Source organism: Enterobacter sp. BIDMC 29, assembly GCF_019378755.1.
Taxonomy (GTDB): Bacteria; Pseudomonadota; Gammaproteobacteria; order Enterobacterales; family Enterobacteriaceae; genus Enterobacter; species Enterobacter ludwigii.
On the sequence record NZ_CP080000.1, the window covers coordinates 3,857,524 to 3,874,164 of the forward strand.

At 53.2% G+C, this 16,641-nt stretch carries 10 protein-coding genes, 4 tRNA genes, 3 rRNA genes and 1 riboswitch; of the genes, 4 read left to right on the forward strand and 13 right to left on the reverse strand.

The window, feature by feature from the left end:
- Nucleotides 1–198 precede the first annotated feature (198 nt).
- The gene (locus JTA15_RS17045) at nt 199–1,719 is read left to right on the forward strand and encodes a YifB family Mg chelatase-like AAA ATPase (RefSeq protein ID WP_219372530.1); all 1,521 of its coding nucleotides are present in this window, start codon (nt 199–201) and stop codon (nt 1,717–1,719) included.
- A 27-nt stretch (nt 1,720–1,746) separates the two neighbouring features.
- Here the strand turns inward: JTA15_RS17045 and JTA15_RS17050 are convergent, their stop codons facing one another.
- The gene (locus tag JTA15_RS17050) at nt 1,747–2,085 is read right to left on the reverse strand and encodes a DUF413 domain-containing protein (RefSeq protein WP_014172168.1); all 339 of its coding nucleotides are present in this window, start codon (nt 2,083–2,085) and stop codon (nt 1,747–1,749) included.
- A gap of 118 nt (nt 2,086–2,203) precedes the next feature.
- Here JTA15_RS17050 and hdfR point away from each other — a divergent pair, with 118 nt between their 5' ends.
- Complete coding sequence (gene hdfR, locus JTA15_RS17055) at nt 2,204–3,025, forward strand: HTH-type transcriptional regulator HdfR (protein WP_219372531.1); 822 nt, start codon at nt 2,204–2,206, stop codon at nt 3,023–3,025.
- Nucleotides 3,026–3,123: 98 nt separating this feature from the next.
- Here the strand turns inward: hdfR and JTA15_RS17060 are convergent.
- The 9 genes from JTA15_RS17060 to btuB form a co-directional block, all read right to left on the reverse strand.
- Nucleotides 3,124–3,199, reverse strand: a tRNA-Trp gene (locus tag JTA15_RS17060).
- 53 nt (nt 3,200–3,252) lie between these two features.
- Nucleotides 3,253–3,329 (reverse strand) — tRNA-Asp (locus tag JTA15_RS17065).
- Between the two features lie 55 nt (nt 3,330–3,384).
- Nucleotides 3,385–3,500 (reverse strand): 5S ribosomal RNA (rrf, locus tag JTA15_RS17070).
- A gap of 63 nt (nt 3,501–3,563) precedes the next feature.
- Nucleotides 3,564–6,469: ribosomal RNA gene (locus JTA15_RS17075) — 23S ribosomal RNA — on the reverse strand.
- 180 nt (nt 6,470–6,649) lie between these two features.
- Nucleotides 6,650–6,725: transfer RNA gene (locus JTA15_RS17080), tRNA-Ala, on the reverse strand.
- 38 nt (nt 6,726–6,763) lie between these two features.
- Nucleotides 6,764–6,840 (reverse strand) — tRNA-Ile (locus JTA15_RS17085).
- A gap of 70 nt (nt 6,841–6,910) precedes the next feature.
- Nucleotides 6,911–8,450, reverse strand: a 16S ribosomal RNA gene (locus JTA15_RS17090).
- Together the 16S, 23S and 5S rRNA genes with 4 tRNA genes alongside form the textbook arrangement of a ribosomal RNA operon.
- Before the next feature lie 383 nt (nt 8,451–8,833).
- Nucleotides 8,834–9,685 (reverse strand): glutamate racemase, encoded by an 852-nt coding sequence (gene murI / locus JTA15_RS17095; protein WP_020883936.1) that lies wholly within the window; start codon nt 9,683–9,685, stop codon nt 8,834–8,836.
- Entirely contained in the window at nt 9,630–11,477 is a 1,848-nt protein-coding gene (gene btuB / locus JTA15_RS17100; RefSeq protein ID WP_032679232.1) for a TonB-dependent vitamin B12 receptor BtuB, read from the reverse strand. The genes murI and btuB overlap by 56 nt, the downstream gene beginning before the upstream one ends.
- Nucleotides 11,478–11,542: 65 nt before the next feature.
- Nucleotides 11,543–11,719, reverse strand: a riboswitch (cobalamin riboswitch).
- 104 nt (nt 11,720–11,823) lie between these two features.
- Between btuB and trmA the strand changes: the two genes are divergently transcribed.
- Nucleotides 11,824–12,924 (forward strand): tRNA (uridine(54)-C5)-methyltransferase TrmA, encoded by a 1,101-nt coding sequence (trmA, locus tag JTA15_RS17105; protein WP_041162909.1) that lies wholly within the window; start codon nt 11,824–11,826, stop codon nt 12,922–12,924.
- 41 nt (nt 12,925–12,965) lie between these two features.
- Here the strand turns inward: trmA and JTA15_RS17110 are convergent, their stop codons facing one another.
- Complete coding sequence (locus JTA15_RS17110) at nt 12,966–13,325, reverse strand: YijD family membrane protein (protein WP_025202767.1); 360 nt, start codon at nt 13,323–13,325, stop codon at nt 12,966–12,968.
- A gap of 9 nt (nt 13,326–13,334) precedes the next feature.
- Nucleotides 13,335–13,973, reverse strand: a complete 639-nt coding sequence (gene fabR, locus JTA15_RS17115) for an HTH-type transcriptional repressor FabR (RefSeq protein ID WP_008501784.1) — start codon at nt 13,971–13,973, stop codon at nt 13,335–13,337.
- 196 nt (nt 13,974–14,169) lie between these two features.
- Here fabR and sthA point away from each other — a divergent pair, with 196 nt between their 5' ends.
- Entirely contained in the window at nt 14,170–15,570 is a 1,401-nt protein-coding gene (gene sthA, locus JTA15_RS17120; protein ID WP_014172175.1) for a Si-specific NAD(P)(+) transhydrogenase, read from the forward strand.
- On the opposite strand, the gene oxyR is transcribed toward sthA, so the two are convergent.
- Nucleotides 15,553–16,470, reverse strand: a complete 918-nt coding sequence (gene oxyR / locus JTA15_RS17125; RefSeq protein WP_014172176.1) for a DNA-binding transcriptional regulator OxyR — start codon at nt 16,468–16,470, stop codon at nt 15,553–15,555. The two genes, sthA and oxyR, sit on opposite strands and share 18 nt — an antisense overlap.
- Between the last annotated feature and the right edge of the window lie 171 nt (nt 16,471–16,641).

Consider the following 16,641-nt stretch of genomic DNA (forward strand, 5'->3'; position numbering starts at 1 on the left):
TAGATAGTGAATATTTTTCATTTTTTCAGCACGGGCAGAGCGGTATGTCGCCAGTACATTTTTTTGCGAGCAGGGTTCCACAGAAAAGAAAAGGTTACATCTTGACGTTAAAACCTCGGAAGAGGATGCGTAAATCCGCTAAATGTGGCTAAACATGCATATCGGTCACGGGCATAGTCATCTACTGAGGAGGTGCTTATGTCACTGTCAGTTGTTTATACCCGAGCGGCCATTGGAGTAAAAGCACCGCTTATTTCGGTAGAAGTTCATCTCAGCAACGGGCTGCCCGGGCTGACGCTGGTTGGATTGCCGGAGACCACGGTAAAGGAAGCCAGAGATCGGGTGCGCAGTGCGATTATTAATAGCGGTTATACCTTTCCGGCAAAGAAAATCACCATCAACCTTGCGCCTGCAGACTTGCCTAAAGAGGGAGGGCGATATGATTTACCTATCGCTATAGCGCTCCTCGCCGCCTCTGAGCAGCTTAACAGCAGCAGACTAGGCGCATATGAGTTCATCGGTGAACTGGCGCTCACAGGCGCGCTGAGGGGCGTTCCTGGTGCCATCTCGGGTGCGCTGGAGGCCATTCGCGCAGGTCGACAAATCATTGTTGCCAATGAAAATGGTGCAGAAGTGAGCCTGATAGCCGAGAGAGGATGTCTGCTAGCCGGGCATTTACAGGAAGTGTGCGCGTATCTTGAGGGGCAACATGTGCTGTCAGAGCCGGAAGAATCAGGCGATCCCCTGGCAGAAAGCCCGGACGATCTGAGCGATATTTACGGCCAGGAGCAGGGGAAGCGGGCGCTGGAGATCACCGCTGCCGGCGGACATAACCTGTTGTTGATTGGCCCACCGGGTACAGGAAAAACGATGCTGGCGAGCAGGTTGAATGGTTTACTGCCTCCACTTAATAACCATGAAGCGCTGGAAAGCGCGGCGATATTTAGTCTGGTGAGTTCAGTGTCATTGCAAAAACAGTGGCGACGTCGCCCGTTTCGCTCTCCGCACCACAGTGCCTCACTGGCGGCCATGGTCGGCGGTGGCTCCATACCAGGGCCGGGAGAGATCTCTCTGGCGCACAACGGCATCCTGTTTCTGGATGAACTGCCTGAATTTGAACGCCGCGTTCTGGATGCGCTGAGGGAGCCCATCGAATCGGGTGAGATCCACATCTCCCGTGCACGCGCCAAAATAAGCTATCCCGCGCGGTTCCAGCTGGTAGCGGCAATGAACCCCAGCCCATCGGGCCATTATCAGGGAAACCACAATCGCTCCACGCCTGAACAGACGCTGCGCTACCTGGGGAAGTTATCTGGTCCTTTCCTGGATCGTTTCGATTTGTCGCTGGAAATCCCCTTGCCTCCTCCCGGCCTGCTCAGCCAGAGCAGCGCCAGAGGAGAGAGTACGGTGGAAGTTCGCGAGCGGGTTATCGCCGCGCAGGCACGACAGTATATGCGTCAACATAAGCTGAATGCCCGTCTGGATAACGCTGAAATTCGGCAGTTTTGTCCTCTTAAGACTGAAGATTCATGCTGGCTGGAGGATACGTTGACGCGCTTTGGGCTTTCCATTCGCGCATGGCAGCGTCTTCTAAAAGTCGCCCGCACCATCGCCGATGTGGAAAAGTGCCCTGACATTGAGAGGCGGCATCTGCAGGAAGCGTTAAGCTATCGTGCGATCGATCGCTTGCTCCTGCACCTGCAAAAGTTACTGGCATAAAAAAAGGGGCCACAGCCCCTTTTCTTGTTAGTCGTCAGACTCAGTGTAGTCTTCAGCACCTTCCATCTGCGGCTTACCGCCAGACAGCGTATGGAAACGCTTTGGACGCTTAATGCGTGCCATATACTTGATCCATACACGTTCTGCTTCAGACTGTGGCTCACGCTCGCCACGGCAGACTGCGACAAACTGTTTTTCGTCTTCAGTTGCAGGCTCACGTTTACCCAGATCCAGCTCGTTAAAGGCATAACCATGACGCTCAAGCATCTGCGCCTCTTTGATGGTGAAATCGCCGTGACGAGAGAACCCGCGTGGATAATTTTTATTGTCGAAAAAACGATTAGTCGTCGTAAAGCTTTCCGCCATCCTACACGCTCCTAATTCTTTGGCCGAGCTATTTATGGCGCGGAGTATTAGTTACGCTTGACAGAGTGTAAAACAAAACATTTAAATCATAACGACAAATTATTTTGCGGAGAAAGATGTGGATACGGAATTGCTAAAAACTTTCCTGGAAGTGAGCAGAACGCGCCACTTTGGGCGAGCAGCGGAAGCCCTTTACCTGACGCAGTCAGCGGTCAGTTTTCGTATTCGACAGCTGGAAAATCAACTGGGTGTGAATCTTTTTACCCGCCACCGCAACAACATACGCCTCACGCCAGCCGGTGAGAAACTGCTGCCGTATGCAGAGACCCTGATGAACACCTGGCAGGCGGCACGTAAAGAGGTTGCGCACACCTCGAGGCATAACGAGTTCTCCATTGGGGCCAGCGCATCGTTGTGGGAATGTATGCTCAGTCAGTGGCTTACCCGGCTCTATCCTTCCCACAACCATTTGCAATTTGAAGCGCGGATTGCGCAACGTCAGTCGCTCGTTAAGCAACTGCACGAGCGCCAGTTGGATCTTCTGCTCACGACCGAAGCCCCCAAAATGGACGAATTTAGCAGCCAGATTGTTGGCCAGTTTGGCCTTGCGCTTTATGCCTCCGAGCCTTCAATGATGAAAGCCGACCTGACCTATCTGCGTCTGGAGTGGGGGCCAGATTTCCAGCAACACGAGGCGGGATTGATTGCTCCGGATGATGTGCCACAGTTAACAACCAGCTCTGCGGAGATCGCCTGTCAGCAGCTATCCTTGCTGAAGGGGTGCACCTGGTTACCTGTTCGCTGGGCAGACACGAAACCCGGGTTGCATACCGTTGTGGACTCCACCACGCTTTCCAGACCGCTGTATGCCATCTGGCTCCAGAACAGCGATAAGCAATCGCAGATAAAAGATCTTCTAAAAATTAATATTATGGATTGATGCATGCGCCAGCAGAAATGCTGGCTGCAACGTCTGAAGAGGGGACTCGGCGTCTTTCAGGCAAAAAAAAATCCTTTGCCGAAGCAAAGGATTATATATGGCAGGGGCGGAGAGACTCGAACTCGCGACACCCGGTTTTGGAGACCGGTGCTCTACCAACTGAGCTACGCCCCTAAAGTCTTTTGCCATTAAGCCTGCCGGGTAGGCAGGCTTAATGTCTTAATAAGTGGCGGAACGGACGGGACTCGAACCCGCGACCCCCTGCGTGACAGGCAGGTATTCTAACCGACTGAACTACCGCTCCACCGAAGACTGCTGTAACCACCGGATTTATGCACCGGCTTACTACGTAATTTGATGCCTGGCAGTTCCCTACTCTCACATGGGGAGACCCCACACTACCATCGGCGCTACGGCGTTTCACTTCTGAGTTCGGCATGGGGTCAGGTGGGACCACCGCGCTAAAGCCGCCAGGCAAATTCTGTAATCTGTATCAGCTGAAAATCGTCTCTCATCGCCAAAACATCTTCGGCGTTGTAAGGTTAAGCCTCACGGTTCATTAGTATCGGTTAGCTCAACGCATCGCTGCGCTTACACACCCGACCTATCAACGTCGTAGTCTTCAACGTTCCTTCAGGAGACTTAAAGTCTCAGGGAGAACTCATCTCGGGGCAAGTTTCGTGCTTAGATGCTTTCAGCACTTATCTCTTCCGCATTTAGCTACCGGGCAGTGCCATTGGCATGACAACCCGAACACCAGTGATGCGTCCACTCCGGTCCTCTCGTACTAGGAGCAGCCCCCCTCAATTCTCCAGCGCCCACGGCAGATAGGGACCGAACTGTCTCACGACGTTCTAAACCCAGCTCGCGTACCACTTTAAATGGCGAACAGCCATACCCTTGGGACCTACTTCAGCCCCAGGATGTGATGAGCCGACATCGAGGTGCCAAACACCGCCGTCGATATGAACTCTTGGGCGGTATCAGCCTGTTATCCCCGGAGTACCTTTTATCCGTTGAGCGATGGCCCTTCCATTCAGAACCACCGGATCACTATGACCTGCTTTCGCACCTGCTCGAGCCGTCACTCTCGCAGTCAAGCTAGCTTATGCCATTGCACTAACCTCCTGATGTCCGACCAGGATTAGCTAACCTTCGTGCTCCTCCGTTACTCTTTGGGAGGAGACCGCCCCAGTCAAACTACCCACCAGACACTGTCCGCAACCCGGATCACGGGTCTACGTTAGAACACCAGCCATTAAAGGGTGGTATTTCAAGGTTGGCTCCACGCAGACTGGCGTCCACGCTTCAAAGCCTCCCACCTATCCTACACATCAAGGACCAGTGTTCAGTGTCAAGCTATAGTAAAGGTTCACGGGGTCTTTCCGTCTTGCCGCGGGTACACTGCATCTTCACAGCGAGTTCAATTTCACTGAGTCTCGGGTGGAGACAGCCTGGCCATCATTACGCCATTCGTGCAGGTCGGAACTTACCCGACAAGGAATTTCGCTACCTTAGGACCGTTATAGTTACGGCCGCCGTTTACCGGGGCTTCGATCAAGAGCTTCGCGTTACCGCTAACCCCATCAATTAACCTTCCGGCACCGGGCAGGCGTCACACCGTATACGTCCACTTTCGTGTTTGCACAGTGCTGTGTTTTTAATAAACAGTTGCAGCCAGCTGGTATCTTCGACTGATTTCAGCTCCATCCGCAGGGACTTCACCTACATATCAGCGTGCCTTCTCCCGAAGTTACGGCACCATTTTGCCTAGTTCCTTCACCCGAGTTCTCTCAAGCGCCTTGGTATTCTCTACCTGACCACCTGTGTCGGTTTGGGGTACGATTTGATGTTACCTGATGCTTAGAGGCTTTTCCTGGAAGCAGGGCATTTGTTACTTCAGCACCGTAGTGCCTCGTCATCACACCTCAGCGTTAATAAGGAACCGGATTTACCTGGAACCTCCGCCTACATGCTTAAACCGGGACAACCGTCGCCCGGCTAACATAGCCTTCTCCGTCCCCCCTTCGCAGTAACACCAAGTACAGGAATATTAACCTGTTTCCCATCGACTACGCCTTTCGGCCTCGCCTTAGGGGTCGACTCACCCTGCCCCGATTAACGTTGGACAGGAACCCTTGGTCTTCCGGCGAGCGGGCTTTTCACCCGCTTTATCGTTACTTATGTCAGCATTCGCACTTCTGATACCTCCAGCACCCCTCACAGGACACCTTCAACGGCTTACAGAACGCTCCCCTACCCAACAACACATAGTGTCGCTGCCGCAGCTTCGGTGCATGGTTTAGCCCCGTTACATCTTCCGCGCAGGCCGACTCGACCAGTGAGCTATTACGCTTTCTTTAAATGATGGCTGCTTCTAAGCCAACATCCTGGCTGTCTGTGCCTTCCCACATCGTTTCCCACTTAACCATGACTTTGGGACCTTAGCTGGCGGTCTGGGTTGTTTCCCTCTTCACGACGGACGTTAGCACCCGCCGTGTGTCTCCCGTGATAACATTCTTCGGTATTCGTAGTTTGCATCGGGTTGGTAAGCCGGGATGGCCCCCTAGCCGAAACAGTGCTCTACCCCCGAAGATGAGTTCACGAGGCGCTACCTAAATAGCTTTCGGGGAGAACCAGCTATCTCCCGGTTTGATTGGCCTTTCACCCCCAGCCACAAGTCATCCGCTAATTTTTCAACATTAGTCGGTTCGGTCCTCCAGTTAGTGTTACCCAACCTTCAACCTGCCCATGGCTAGATCACCGGGTTTCGGGTCTATACCCTGCAACTTAACGCCCAGTTAAGACTCGGTTTCCCTTCGGCTCCCCTATACGGTTAACCTTGCTACAGAATATAAGTCGCTGACCCATTATACAAAAGGTACGCAGTCACCCCATAAAAGAGGCTCCCACTGCTTGTACGTACACGGTTTCAGGTTCTTTTTCACTCCCCTCGCCGGGGTTCTTTTCGCCTTTCCCTCACGGTACTGGTTCACTATCGGTCAGTCAGGAGTATTTAGCCTTGGAGGATGGTCCCCCCATATTCAGACAGGATACCACGTGTCCCGCCCTACTCTTCGAGTTCACAACCTGTGTGCTTTCGTGTACGGGACTGTCACCCTGTACCGTGCGACTTTCCAGACGCTTCCACTAACACACAAGCTGATTCAGACTCTGGGCTGCTCCCCGTTCGCTCGCCGCTACTGGGGGAATCTCGGTTGATTTCTTTTCCTCGGGGTACTTAGATGTTTCAGTTCCCCCGGTTCGCCTCGTTAACCTATGTATTCAGTTAACGATAGTGTGTCGGAACACACTGGGTTTCCCCATTCGGACATCGCCGGGTCAAAGGTTCATATCACCTCGCCGGCGCTTTTCGCAGATTAGCACGTCCTTCATCGCCTCTGACTGCCAGGGCATCCACCGTGTACGCTTAGTCGCTTAACCTCACAACCCGAAGATGTTTCTTTCGATTCACCACCGGCTTGCGAAAATTTGAGAGACTCGAACACACATAACATGTGTGTCGTTTCAATTTTCAGCTTGATCCAGATTTTTAAAGAGCAAAACTTCGCAGTGCACCTTTTCAGGTTCACTCTGAAGTTTTCTTGTTTTCGCAGTAAAAGATGGTGGAGCTATGCGGGATCGAACCGCAGACCTCCTGCGTGCAAAGCAGGCGCTCTCCCAGCTGAGCTATAGCCCCATCGTATGACCAACCTCTTCAAATCTGCATGACAGATTTGGTAGGCCTGAGTGGACTTGAACCACCGACCTCACCCTTATCAGGGGTGCGCTCTAACCACCTGAGCTACAAGCCTGTAGAGGTTTTTTACTGCTGTTTTTCATCAGACAATCTGTGTGAGCACTACAAAGGCAGGTTCTTTAAGGTAAGGAGGTGATCCAACCGCAGGTTCCCCTACGGTTACCTTGTTACGACTTCACCCCAGTCATGAATCACAAAGTGGTAAGCGCCCTCCCGAAGGTTAAGCTACCTACTTCTTTTGCAACCCACTCCCATGGTGTGACGGGCGGTGTGTACAAGGCCCGGGAACGTATTCACCGTAGCATTCTGATCTACGATTACTAGCGATTCCGACTTCATGGAGTCGAGTTGCAGACTCCAATCCGGACTACGACGCACTTTATGAGGTCCGCTTGCTCTCGCGAGTTCGCTTCTCTTTGTATGCGCCATTGTAGCACGTGTGTAGCCCTACTCGTAAGGGCCATGATGACTTGACGTCATCCCCACCTTCCTCCAGTTTATCACTGGCAGTCTCCTTTGAGTTCCCGGCCGGACCGCTGGCAACAAAGGATAAGGGTTGCGCTCGTTGCGGGACTTAACCCAACATTTCACAACACGAGCTGACGACAGCCATGCAGCACCTGTCTCAGAGTTCCCGAAGGCACCAATCCATCTCTGGAAAGTTCTCTGGATGTCAAGAGTAGGTAAGGTTCTTCGCGTTGCATCGAATTAAACCACATGCTCCACCGCTTGTGCGGGCCCCCGTCAATTCATTTGAGTTTTAACCTTGCGGCCGTACTCCCCAGGCGGTCGACTTAACGCGTTAGCTCCGGAAGCCACGCCTCAAGGGCACAACCTCCAAGTCGACATCGTTTACGGCGTGGACTACCAGGGTATCTAATCCTGTTTGCTCCCCACGCTTTCGCACCTGAGCGTCAGTCTTTGTCCAGGGGGCCGCCTTCGCCACCGGTATTCCTCCAGATCTCTACGCATTTCACCGCTACACCTGGAATTCTACCCCCCTCTACAAGACTCTAGCCTGCCAGTTTCGAATGCAGTTCCCAGGTTGAGCCCGGGGATTTCACATCCGACTTGACAGACCGCCTGCGTGCGCTTTACGCCCAGTAATTCCGATTAACGCTTGCACCCTCCGTATTACCGCGGCTGCTGGCACGGAGTTAGCCGGTGCTTCTTCTGCGGGTAACGTCAATTGCTGTGGTTATTAACCACAACACCTTCCTCCCCGCTGAAAGTACTTTACAACCCGAAGGCCTTCTTCATACACGCGGCATGGCTGCATCAGGCTTGCGCCCATTGTGCAATATTCCCCACTGCTGCCTCCCGTAGGAGTCTGGACCGTGTCTCAGTTCCAGTGTGGCTGGTCATCCTCTCAGACCAGCTAGGGATCGTCGCCTAGGTGAGCCATTACCCCACCTACTAGCTAATCCCATCTGGGCACATCTGATGGCAAGAGGCCCGAAGGTCCCCCTCTTTGGTCTTGCGACGTTATGCGGTATTAGCTACCGTTTCCAGTAGTTATCCCCCTCCATCAGGCAGTTTCCCAGACATTACTCACCCGTCCGCCACTCGTCACCCGAGAGCAAGCTCTCTGTGCTACCGTTCGACTTGCATGTGTTAGGCCTGCCGCCAGCGTTCAATCTGAGCCATGATCAAACTCTTCAATTTAAGTTTGATGCTCGTGAATTAAACTTCGTAATGAATTACGTATGTTCACTCAGAGACTTGGTATTCATTTTTTGTCCGAAGACATTAAGAATCCATGTCACTTTGAGTGCCCACACAGATTGTCTGATAAATTGTTAAAGAGCAGTTGCGACGCGGCTTACAGCTCACCGTCGCGAGGTCACGTATATTACGTTTTCCTCATTCAGAGTCAAGCATTTATTTTTGCTTTTCTCTGTTGGTGTTCATCTCTGAACCCCGCTAACCCGGCGGCTTGTAAGCCGTTGTTCCGTGTCAGTGGAGGCGCATTATAGGGAGTTCTCAGACGTTGACAACCCCTCTTTTAAAAAAAACGTTCAACCGTCTCTTTTTTGCTCAAAATCGTGCTACAGCGCCAGTTTTTCGAGCGTTTCAAAGCCATAACGGCGTAAAACGGGCAAAAGTTGCTCGGTCTCGTTGGTGATGGCCATACAAAAAGCGATGTTTGCATCGGCAGATTTTGCATCCGGGGCTTCATGTTCCAGCAACCAGGCCGTACGTCGGGCTATAGCCGCCCCCGAATCCACCAGCCGCGTGCCCTCAGGCAGAACTTCTAATAACTCTTCCTGTAATAGAGGGAAATGGGTACACCCCAGCACAACGGTGTCCGGTGGCTCCGGCATCCGCAGCCACGGGCGGAGAATACGGCGCAACTCTTCGAGCGGCACTGCCTTTCCGTGCAGCTTCGCTTCGGCGATCTCGACCAGTTCCGCCGAACCGAGCATCGCAATCTGGCATTCGTTGGCAAAGCGGTCGATTAACTCGCGCGTATAAGGTCGCTTCACCGTGCCTCGCGTTGCCAGTAAACCAACAATGCCATTTGCCGTCAGACGTGCGGCAGGCTTTATTGCAGGAACAACGCCCACAACCGGGAACTGGAATTTTTCGCGCAATGCAGGAAGCGATACTGTACTGGCCGTGTTACAGGCGATGACCGCCAGCGAGAGGGGATAACGCTTTTGTACCGCGGTGACGATTTCAACCACACGCTCAACAATAAAGTCTTCACTCTTTTCCCCATACGGGAACGCGACGTTATCAAAGGCGTAAATGTAATGGAGATCCGGCAGAAGATGTCGAATCTCATCATAGACCGAAAGCCCACCGACGCCGGAATCAAATACCAGCACGGTGGGACGCGGATTAGAAGGTGTAGCTGCCAGACAAGGTGTATTCCCGTCCTGCAGTTTGGTAGCCATAAACTGTCTCGTAATCTTTATCGAACAGGTTGGCTATTTTACCACGAACTGTAAGGTGAGAGGTGACAGGATATGAAACTGCGACATCCCACAGGCTTACGCCGCCCATTTTCACCTTTTCAGACGGGTAGGTACCAAAGTCAGTGTCGTAACGTGTTCCCAGGTAGTGGTAAGTCAGGCTCCAGTCGAATTCATAGACCTGCGTATCAAGCTGATACTTCACCTGCTGCTTAGCCCGGCGATCCAATAGCTGGTTTGTTGCCGCATTGCGTGCATCCACGTAATCGTAACCGACCGTATGAGTCAGTGGACCTGTATCAAAGGACGCTGTGGCTTCAACCCCTTTAATACGCGCCTTGCCTACGTTGTAGTATTCCTGAAGGTTGTTATTAAAGTCGATCAGGTTATCAACGTCATTGCGATAGGCCGATACGCGCCAGTTCACGCCAGCCGTCAGGCCTTCGAACGCGCCTTCCCACTGTTTACTCTCCTCAGGATCAAGATGGTCGTTGCCATAGAAACCATACAACTGCCCGAGGTTGGGTGCTTTATAGGCAGTGCCATACGAGGCAATGAATCGATAACCTTCAATGAACTCCCAGCCCGCACTGCTCTGCCAGGTGCCATGGCGACCAAACTGAGAGTTATCGTCGCTACGCGCTGCCCCTTCCAGGGTAAAGTCGCCAAACTGCTGCAGCGCAGTCAGGTAGACGCCGGTGTTACGCAGGTCATAGCCGTTTGTAACATAGCTTGTTCCTGGTTCGGTGCTCTGCTTCTGCCAGTCGACACCTGCGCCAATATTGCCATGGCCCACCTCAACGGAGTTAGTCCACTGCACGTTGTACTGTTTGATCTCATCCAGCGTGGCATTGGAATCATAACGTCCCAGATGCGGGTCGTAGTTATAATCTTTGCTGTGGCTGTAGCTGGTGAGAAGTTGTGAATGGAAAATGTCATTATTAAAGCGCAGCCCAGCGTCCCAGGTCTGGCTATAGAGCTGGCGAGTATCAACCAAAACATCAGGCGTAAATGAACTGTAATAGCCGTCATAGGCGGTACGGTTGCTGTAGCCATAGCCGCGAACGAACCCGCTCCACTGATCAGAGAAAGCATGCTCCAGCGCACCGTAGAGGGTTTTATTCATAAAGCCGTCACGATCGGTCTGAGCCAGACCACCGTTGTTGCCATCCGCAACCACGTCAAAGCCTTTGGTATAGGTATAATCACCCGCCAGCGTCACGCGCGTGCTGTCACCCAGGGTTTGCTGGGTGCTGCCGCCGTAATTTTGGTAGCCATGCGAGCCTACGCCCGCATTCAACGTCGTGCCGTCCTTTGCGCGGGTAGTAATAATGTTCACTACGCCACCAATCGCATCAGAACCATAGACTGCAGAGCGTGGCCCGCGAATATATTCAATGCGCTGCACCAGGGCGATCGGGAACTGACTGAGATCGGACGACCCCGTTACCCCAGCCTGGTTAAGACGGATCCCGTCGACAAGAATAAGAACATGGCTGGAATTAGTTCCCCGAATAAAAAGAGAGGAAAGTTGTCCCATTCCGCCGTTTTGGGCGGTATCCACGCCAGGCAAGCGACGCATAACGTCAATGACGGTGTTTGCCTGCCAGCGATCAATATCCTCGCGCGTCACCACAGACGTTGGTGCAAGAACGGTATTAACAGGTTGCTCAAAACGGTTTGCTGTCACCACCAACGAGTCGGCGCTATCCTGCGCCCAGCCCGAAAATGCCGTGACGGACAACGCCGTCAACAGCGATACTTTTTTAATCATTGTTAAAGCATCCACAATATAAGAAGGATGCCGCAGGCTTCATCTATAGCACGCGATGACGAAACCAAATGCGACGTGATCCCGGCAGGTCTTCGGGCTAGGTGGCGTTTTGCGGATGAAGACTTCCCATTTTCACAGTGTCTACAATACTCATCCCGCCAGTCTTTACCGCTGCGCGTCAGCTCCAGATTTTCACTGGATTCCCTTTTCACTCTCAGGAGACCGGAAACAGAATGCTACAATTAGACACGTATAGATGTCCAGATAGCTATTGGCCATTAAATCTGGACATCCACTGCACAATCCCTACAATCCCCGCGTAATTCTTTATCACTCAGGACGCATCATGACCCCCGAACACCTCCCAACAGAACAGTACGACGCACAGCTGGCAGAGAAAGTTGTCCGCCTGCAAAGTATGATGACGCCTTTCAACGCGCCCGTTCCTGAGGTGTTCCGCTCGCCCGTTAGCCACTACCGCATGCGTGCGGAGTTCCGCATCTGGCACGACGGTGACGACCTGTACCACATCATTTTCGATCAGCAGACGAAGTCCCGCATTCGGGTTAACAGCTTCCCGGCGGCGAGTGAACTCATCAACCAGCTCATGACGCTGATGATCGACGGCGTACGCAACAACCCTGTGCTGCGCCACAAGCTGTTCCAGATTGATTATCTGACCACACAAAGCAACCAGGCGATTGTCTCTCTGCTGTATCACAAAGCGCTGAATGACGAATGGCGCGAGCAGGCAGAAGCGCTGCGCGATGCCCTGCGCGCGCAGAACATCAACGTTCACCTGATTGGTCGTGCGACAAAAACCAAAATCATGCTGGATCAGGATTTCATCGACGAACGTCTGTCGGTGGCGGGAAAAGAGATGGTGTACCGCCAGGTTGAGAACAGCTTTACCCAGCCAAACGCGGCAATGAACGTACAGATGCTGGACTGGGCGCTGAAGGCGACTGAAGGGTCAAAGGGCGATCTGCTAGAGCTGTACTGCGGGAACGGCAACTTCTCCCTGGCGCTGGCGCGTAACTTTGAGCGCGTCCTGGCGACGGAGATTGCCAAGCCGTCCGTTGCCGCTGCACAGTACAACATTGCCGCCAATCACATCGACAATGTGCAGATCATCCGTATGTCTGCAGAAGAGTTCACGCAGGCCATGAATGGCGTACGCCAGTTTAATCGCCTGGAGGGGATCGATCTGAAGAGCTACCAGTGTGAGACGATTTTTGTCGATCCGCCGCGCAGTGGCCTGGACAGCGAAACCGAGAAGATGGTGCAGGCGTACCCGCGTATTTTGTACATTTCCTGTAACCCGGAAACGCTGTGCAAGAATCTCGAAACATTAAGCCAGACGCACAATGTTGAACGTCTGGCTCTCTTCGATCAGTTCCCGTATACGCACCATATGGAGTGCGGCGTACTTCTTACCGCGAAGTAACGTGATGGCAGGCAGGTCAACCTGCCTGCAACCCCACTCTCTTACTCCGGCAGCTCGTGCTTGCGGCTACGCATGCGCGAGCCAATCCAGAACACCAGTACCACGGAAAGTACCGCCGGCAGGAAGTTAGAACCGATATCCGGATACTCTGCACGCACCACGGTGCTATACAGCAACACGCCAAGAATAAAGCAGGCCGCGGCCAGCCCAGGCAACCCGACCGGCATGGTGCGGTTCAGGTAACGCTGATGCAGACAATACACCGTCAGCACCAGCGCAATGAGCGGGAAAATAGAAAATGGAACGATCGAGCTGAACACAGCCGCAAACGTGCCATTAATTGATAAGCCAGCGATCAATGCCAGCAACAGCGTACCCTTATCCTGACCTGACTGTTTCATTACTCACCTTCACTCTTCGGTTTGATGTGCCAGTTTCTCTTGTTCACGGCGATACCAGTAGTACGCGCCTTTGGAGATCATCCTGAGCTGTAATACCAGTCGCTCTTCGAGCTGCTTGCGTTGTTCGATGCTGACATCCAGCGCTTCGGCACCCGCGCTGAAAACAATCGTCACCATCGCCTCAGCCTGTGCTTCAGTGAACGCACGCGGCATATGGTTTTCGAGTTCAAGATAGTCGGCAAGTTCCGCGATAAAATGCTGAATTTCACGCGCCACAGCGGCACGGAACGCGGCTGATGTTCCGGAACGTTCCCGCAACAGCAGGCGAAACGCGTTGGGGTTATTGCCAATAAATTCCATAAAGGTCGACACAGAGGTGCGGATCACGCTCCCCCCTTTAGCGATACGCTGCCGCGCCTGGCGCATAAGCTGACGCAGCATCAGCCCGCTCTCGTCGACCATGGTCAGACCCAGTTCATCCACATCACGGAAATGACGATAGAAGGACGTTGGCGCAATCCCGGCCTCGCGCGCAACTTCACGCAGGCTTAAACTGGCAAAACTACGCTCGGCACTCAGTTGACTGAATGCGGCTTCCACCAGCGAACGCCGGGTTTTCTCTTTTTGTTGTGCTCTTACGCCCATCACGATAGTTGAATCCTTCCAAAGGCCTGATGGCACTATACCAGAGAATAAAATTAATCTGTTTGCCTGGCTTTGTGAATGATTGTTTACGTACGGTTTGTGCTCCACTGCCGGAAAAAAGCACAACGATAATTGGGTTACTCGGGCAATGATGTTATGATTCTGTTGCTTTTATGTATAAGAACAGGTAAGCCTTACCATGCCACATTCCTACGATTACGACGCAATTGTGATAGGTTCCGGCCCCGGCGGCGAAGGCGCTGCTATGGGACTGGTGAAACAGGGAGCCAGAGTAGCGGTGATAGAGCGCTACCATAACGTTGGCGGCGGTTGCACTCATTGGGGCACCATCCCTTCCAAAGCCCTCCGCCATGCCGTTAGCCGCATTATTGAATTTAACCAGAACCCTCTTTACAGCGACCACTCCCGACTTCTTCGTTCCTCCTTTGCTGACATCCTGAATCATGCGGATACCGTTATTAACCAGCAGACACGGATGCGCCAGGGGTTTTATGAGCGTAACCACTGTGAAATTTTGCAGGGCAATGCGCACTTTGTTGATGAACACACCCTGGCACTCGAATGCCACGACGGGTCAGTCGAAACCATCACGGCGGAAAAATTTGTCATCGCCTGTGGTTCACGCCCGTACCATCCGGCAGACGTGGACTTCTCCCACCCGCGCATTTACGACAGCGATTCCATCCTGAGCCTGCACCACGAACCCCGTCATGTGATTATCTATGGCGCAGGGGTGATTGGCTGCGAATATGCGTCGATCTTCCGGGGTATGGACGTGAAAGTTGATCTGATCAACACCCGCGACCGCCTGCTGGCCTTCCTCGATCAGGAAATGTCAGACTCGCTCTCTTACCACTTCTGGAACAGTGGCGTGGTGATTCGCCACAACGAAGAGTACGAGAAAATTGAAGGCTGCGACGATGGTGTGATCATGCATCTGAAATCGGGCAAGAAGCTGAAAGCAGACTGCCTGCTGTACGCCAACGGCCGTACCGGTAACACTGATTCTCTGGCTCTGGAAAATATCGGGCTCGAAACCGACAGCCGCGGTCAGCTGAAGGTGAACAGCATGTACCAGACAGCCCTGCCGCATGTGTATGCTGTCGGTGATGTTATCGGTTATCCAAGCCTGGCTTCTGCAGCATACGATCAGGGACGCATCGCGGCGCAGGCGCTGGTGAAAGGCGAAGCGACGGCACATCTGATCGAAGATATTCCGACAGGTATTTATACTATCCCGGAAATCAGCTCCGTCGGGAAAACCGAGCAGCAGCTGACGTCAATGAAGGTGCCTTACGAGGTGGGTCGCGCACAGTTTAAACATCTGGCGAGGGCACAAATCGTGGGAATGAGCGTGGGTACGCTGAAGATCCTGTTCCATCGCGAGACGAAAGAGATCCTCGGTATTCACTGCTTTGGTGAACGCGCGGCGGAGATTATTCATATCGGCCAGGCGATCATGGAGCAAAAAGGTGGTGGTAACACCATCGAGTACTTCGTTAACACCACCTTCAACTACCCGACCATGGCGGAAGCCTATCGGGTCGCGGCACTGAACGGCTTAAACCGCCTGTTTTAACGCATTGTCAAAATGGCCATCCATCGAACCACGGATGGCCTCTGCCAGCTGCTCATAGCGGCTGCGCAGCGGTGAACCCGGACGATAAACCAGACCAATGGTACGACGTGGCTCTGGTTTAATGCATGGCAGATAAACCACGCCGTCACGTTTACGTTCGCGCGGCACGGCCAGTGCCGGCAGCAATGTGATCCCACTGCCCGCCGCCACCATATTCCGCAGCGTTTCAAGGCTGGTTGCGCGGAAATGGGTATCCTCGTCAGCACCCGCTTCGAAGCAGAAGCCCATCGCCTGATCGCGCAGGCAGTGACCATCTTCCAGCATCAGCAGTTTTTCACCGGCCAGATCGGCCATCGGCACGCGATCGCGGTTCGCCCACGGGTGATCTTCATAGATCGCCAGCATCATGGGCTCATCAAACAGCGGCACTTCGATAAAAGCTTCGCTCTCTTTGACCAGCGCCAGAATGGCACAGTCGAGCTTGCCGCTGTCTAACTGCGCCAGCAGCTGATGGGTTTGCGCTTCATGCAGATACATTTCGAGTTTCGGGAACGTCTGATGCAGCATTGGAATGATGTGCGGCAACAGGTACGGGCCAACGGTTGGGATCAGGCCAATATGCAACGGGCCGGACATTGCCTCCCCCTGCTGGCTTGCCATTTCCTTGAGCACTTTGACCTCGCGCAGCACGGTGCGCGCCTGATCCACCAGCAGCAGACCTGCCTGGGTGAACAGTACCTTACGACTGGTGCGCTCCAGCAGCATCACGCCCAGCTCGTCTTCCAGCTTGCGGATCTGGCCGCTCAGGGTAGGCTGGCTGACGTGGCAGGAATCTGCCGCGCGGCGAAAATGGCGGTGCTCGGCTAGCGCTACCAGGTATTCAAGATCACGAATATTCATTATTCATCCTCCGTCGCCACGATAGTTCATGGCGATAGATATCATAGCAACGAACGATTATCCCTATCAAGCATTCTGTTGAATAATACACCACATAGACGAGGCGGCACGTGTTTGACCCTTGACGTCCCCGCACCGTCAGCGAGTTTCTCTCAAAACTCGAACAACTAA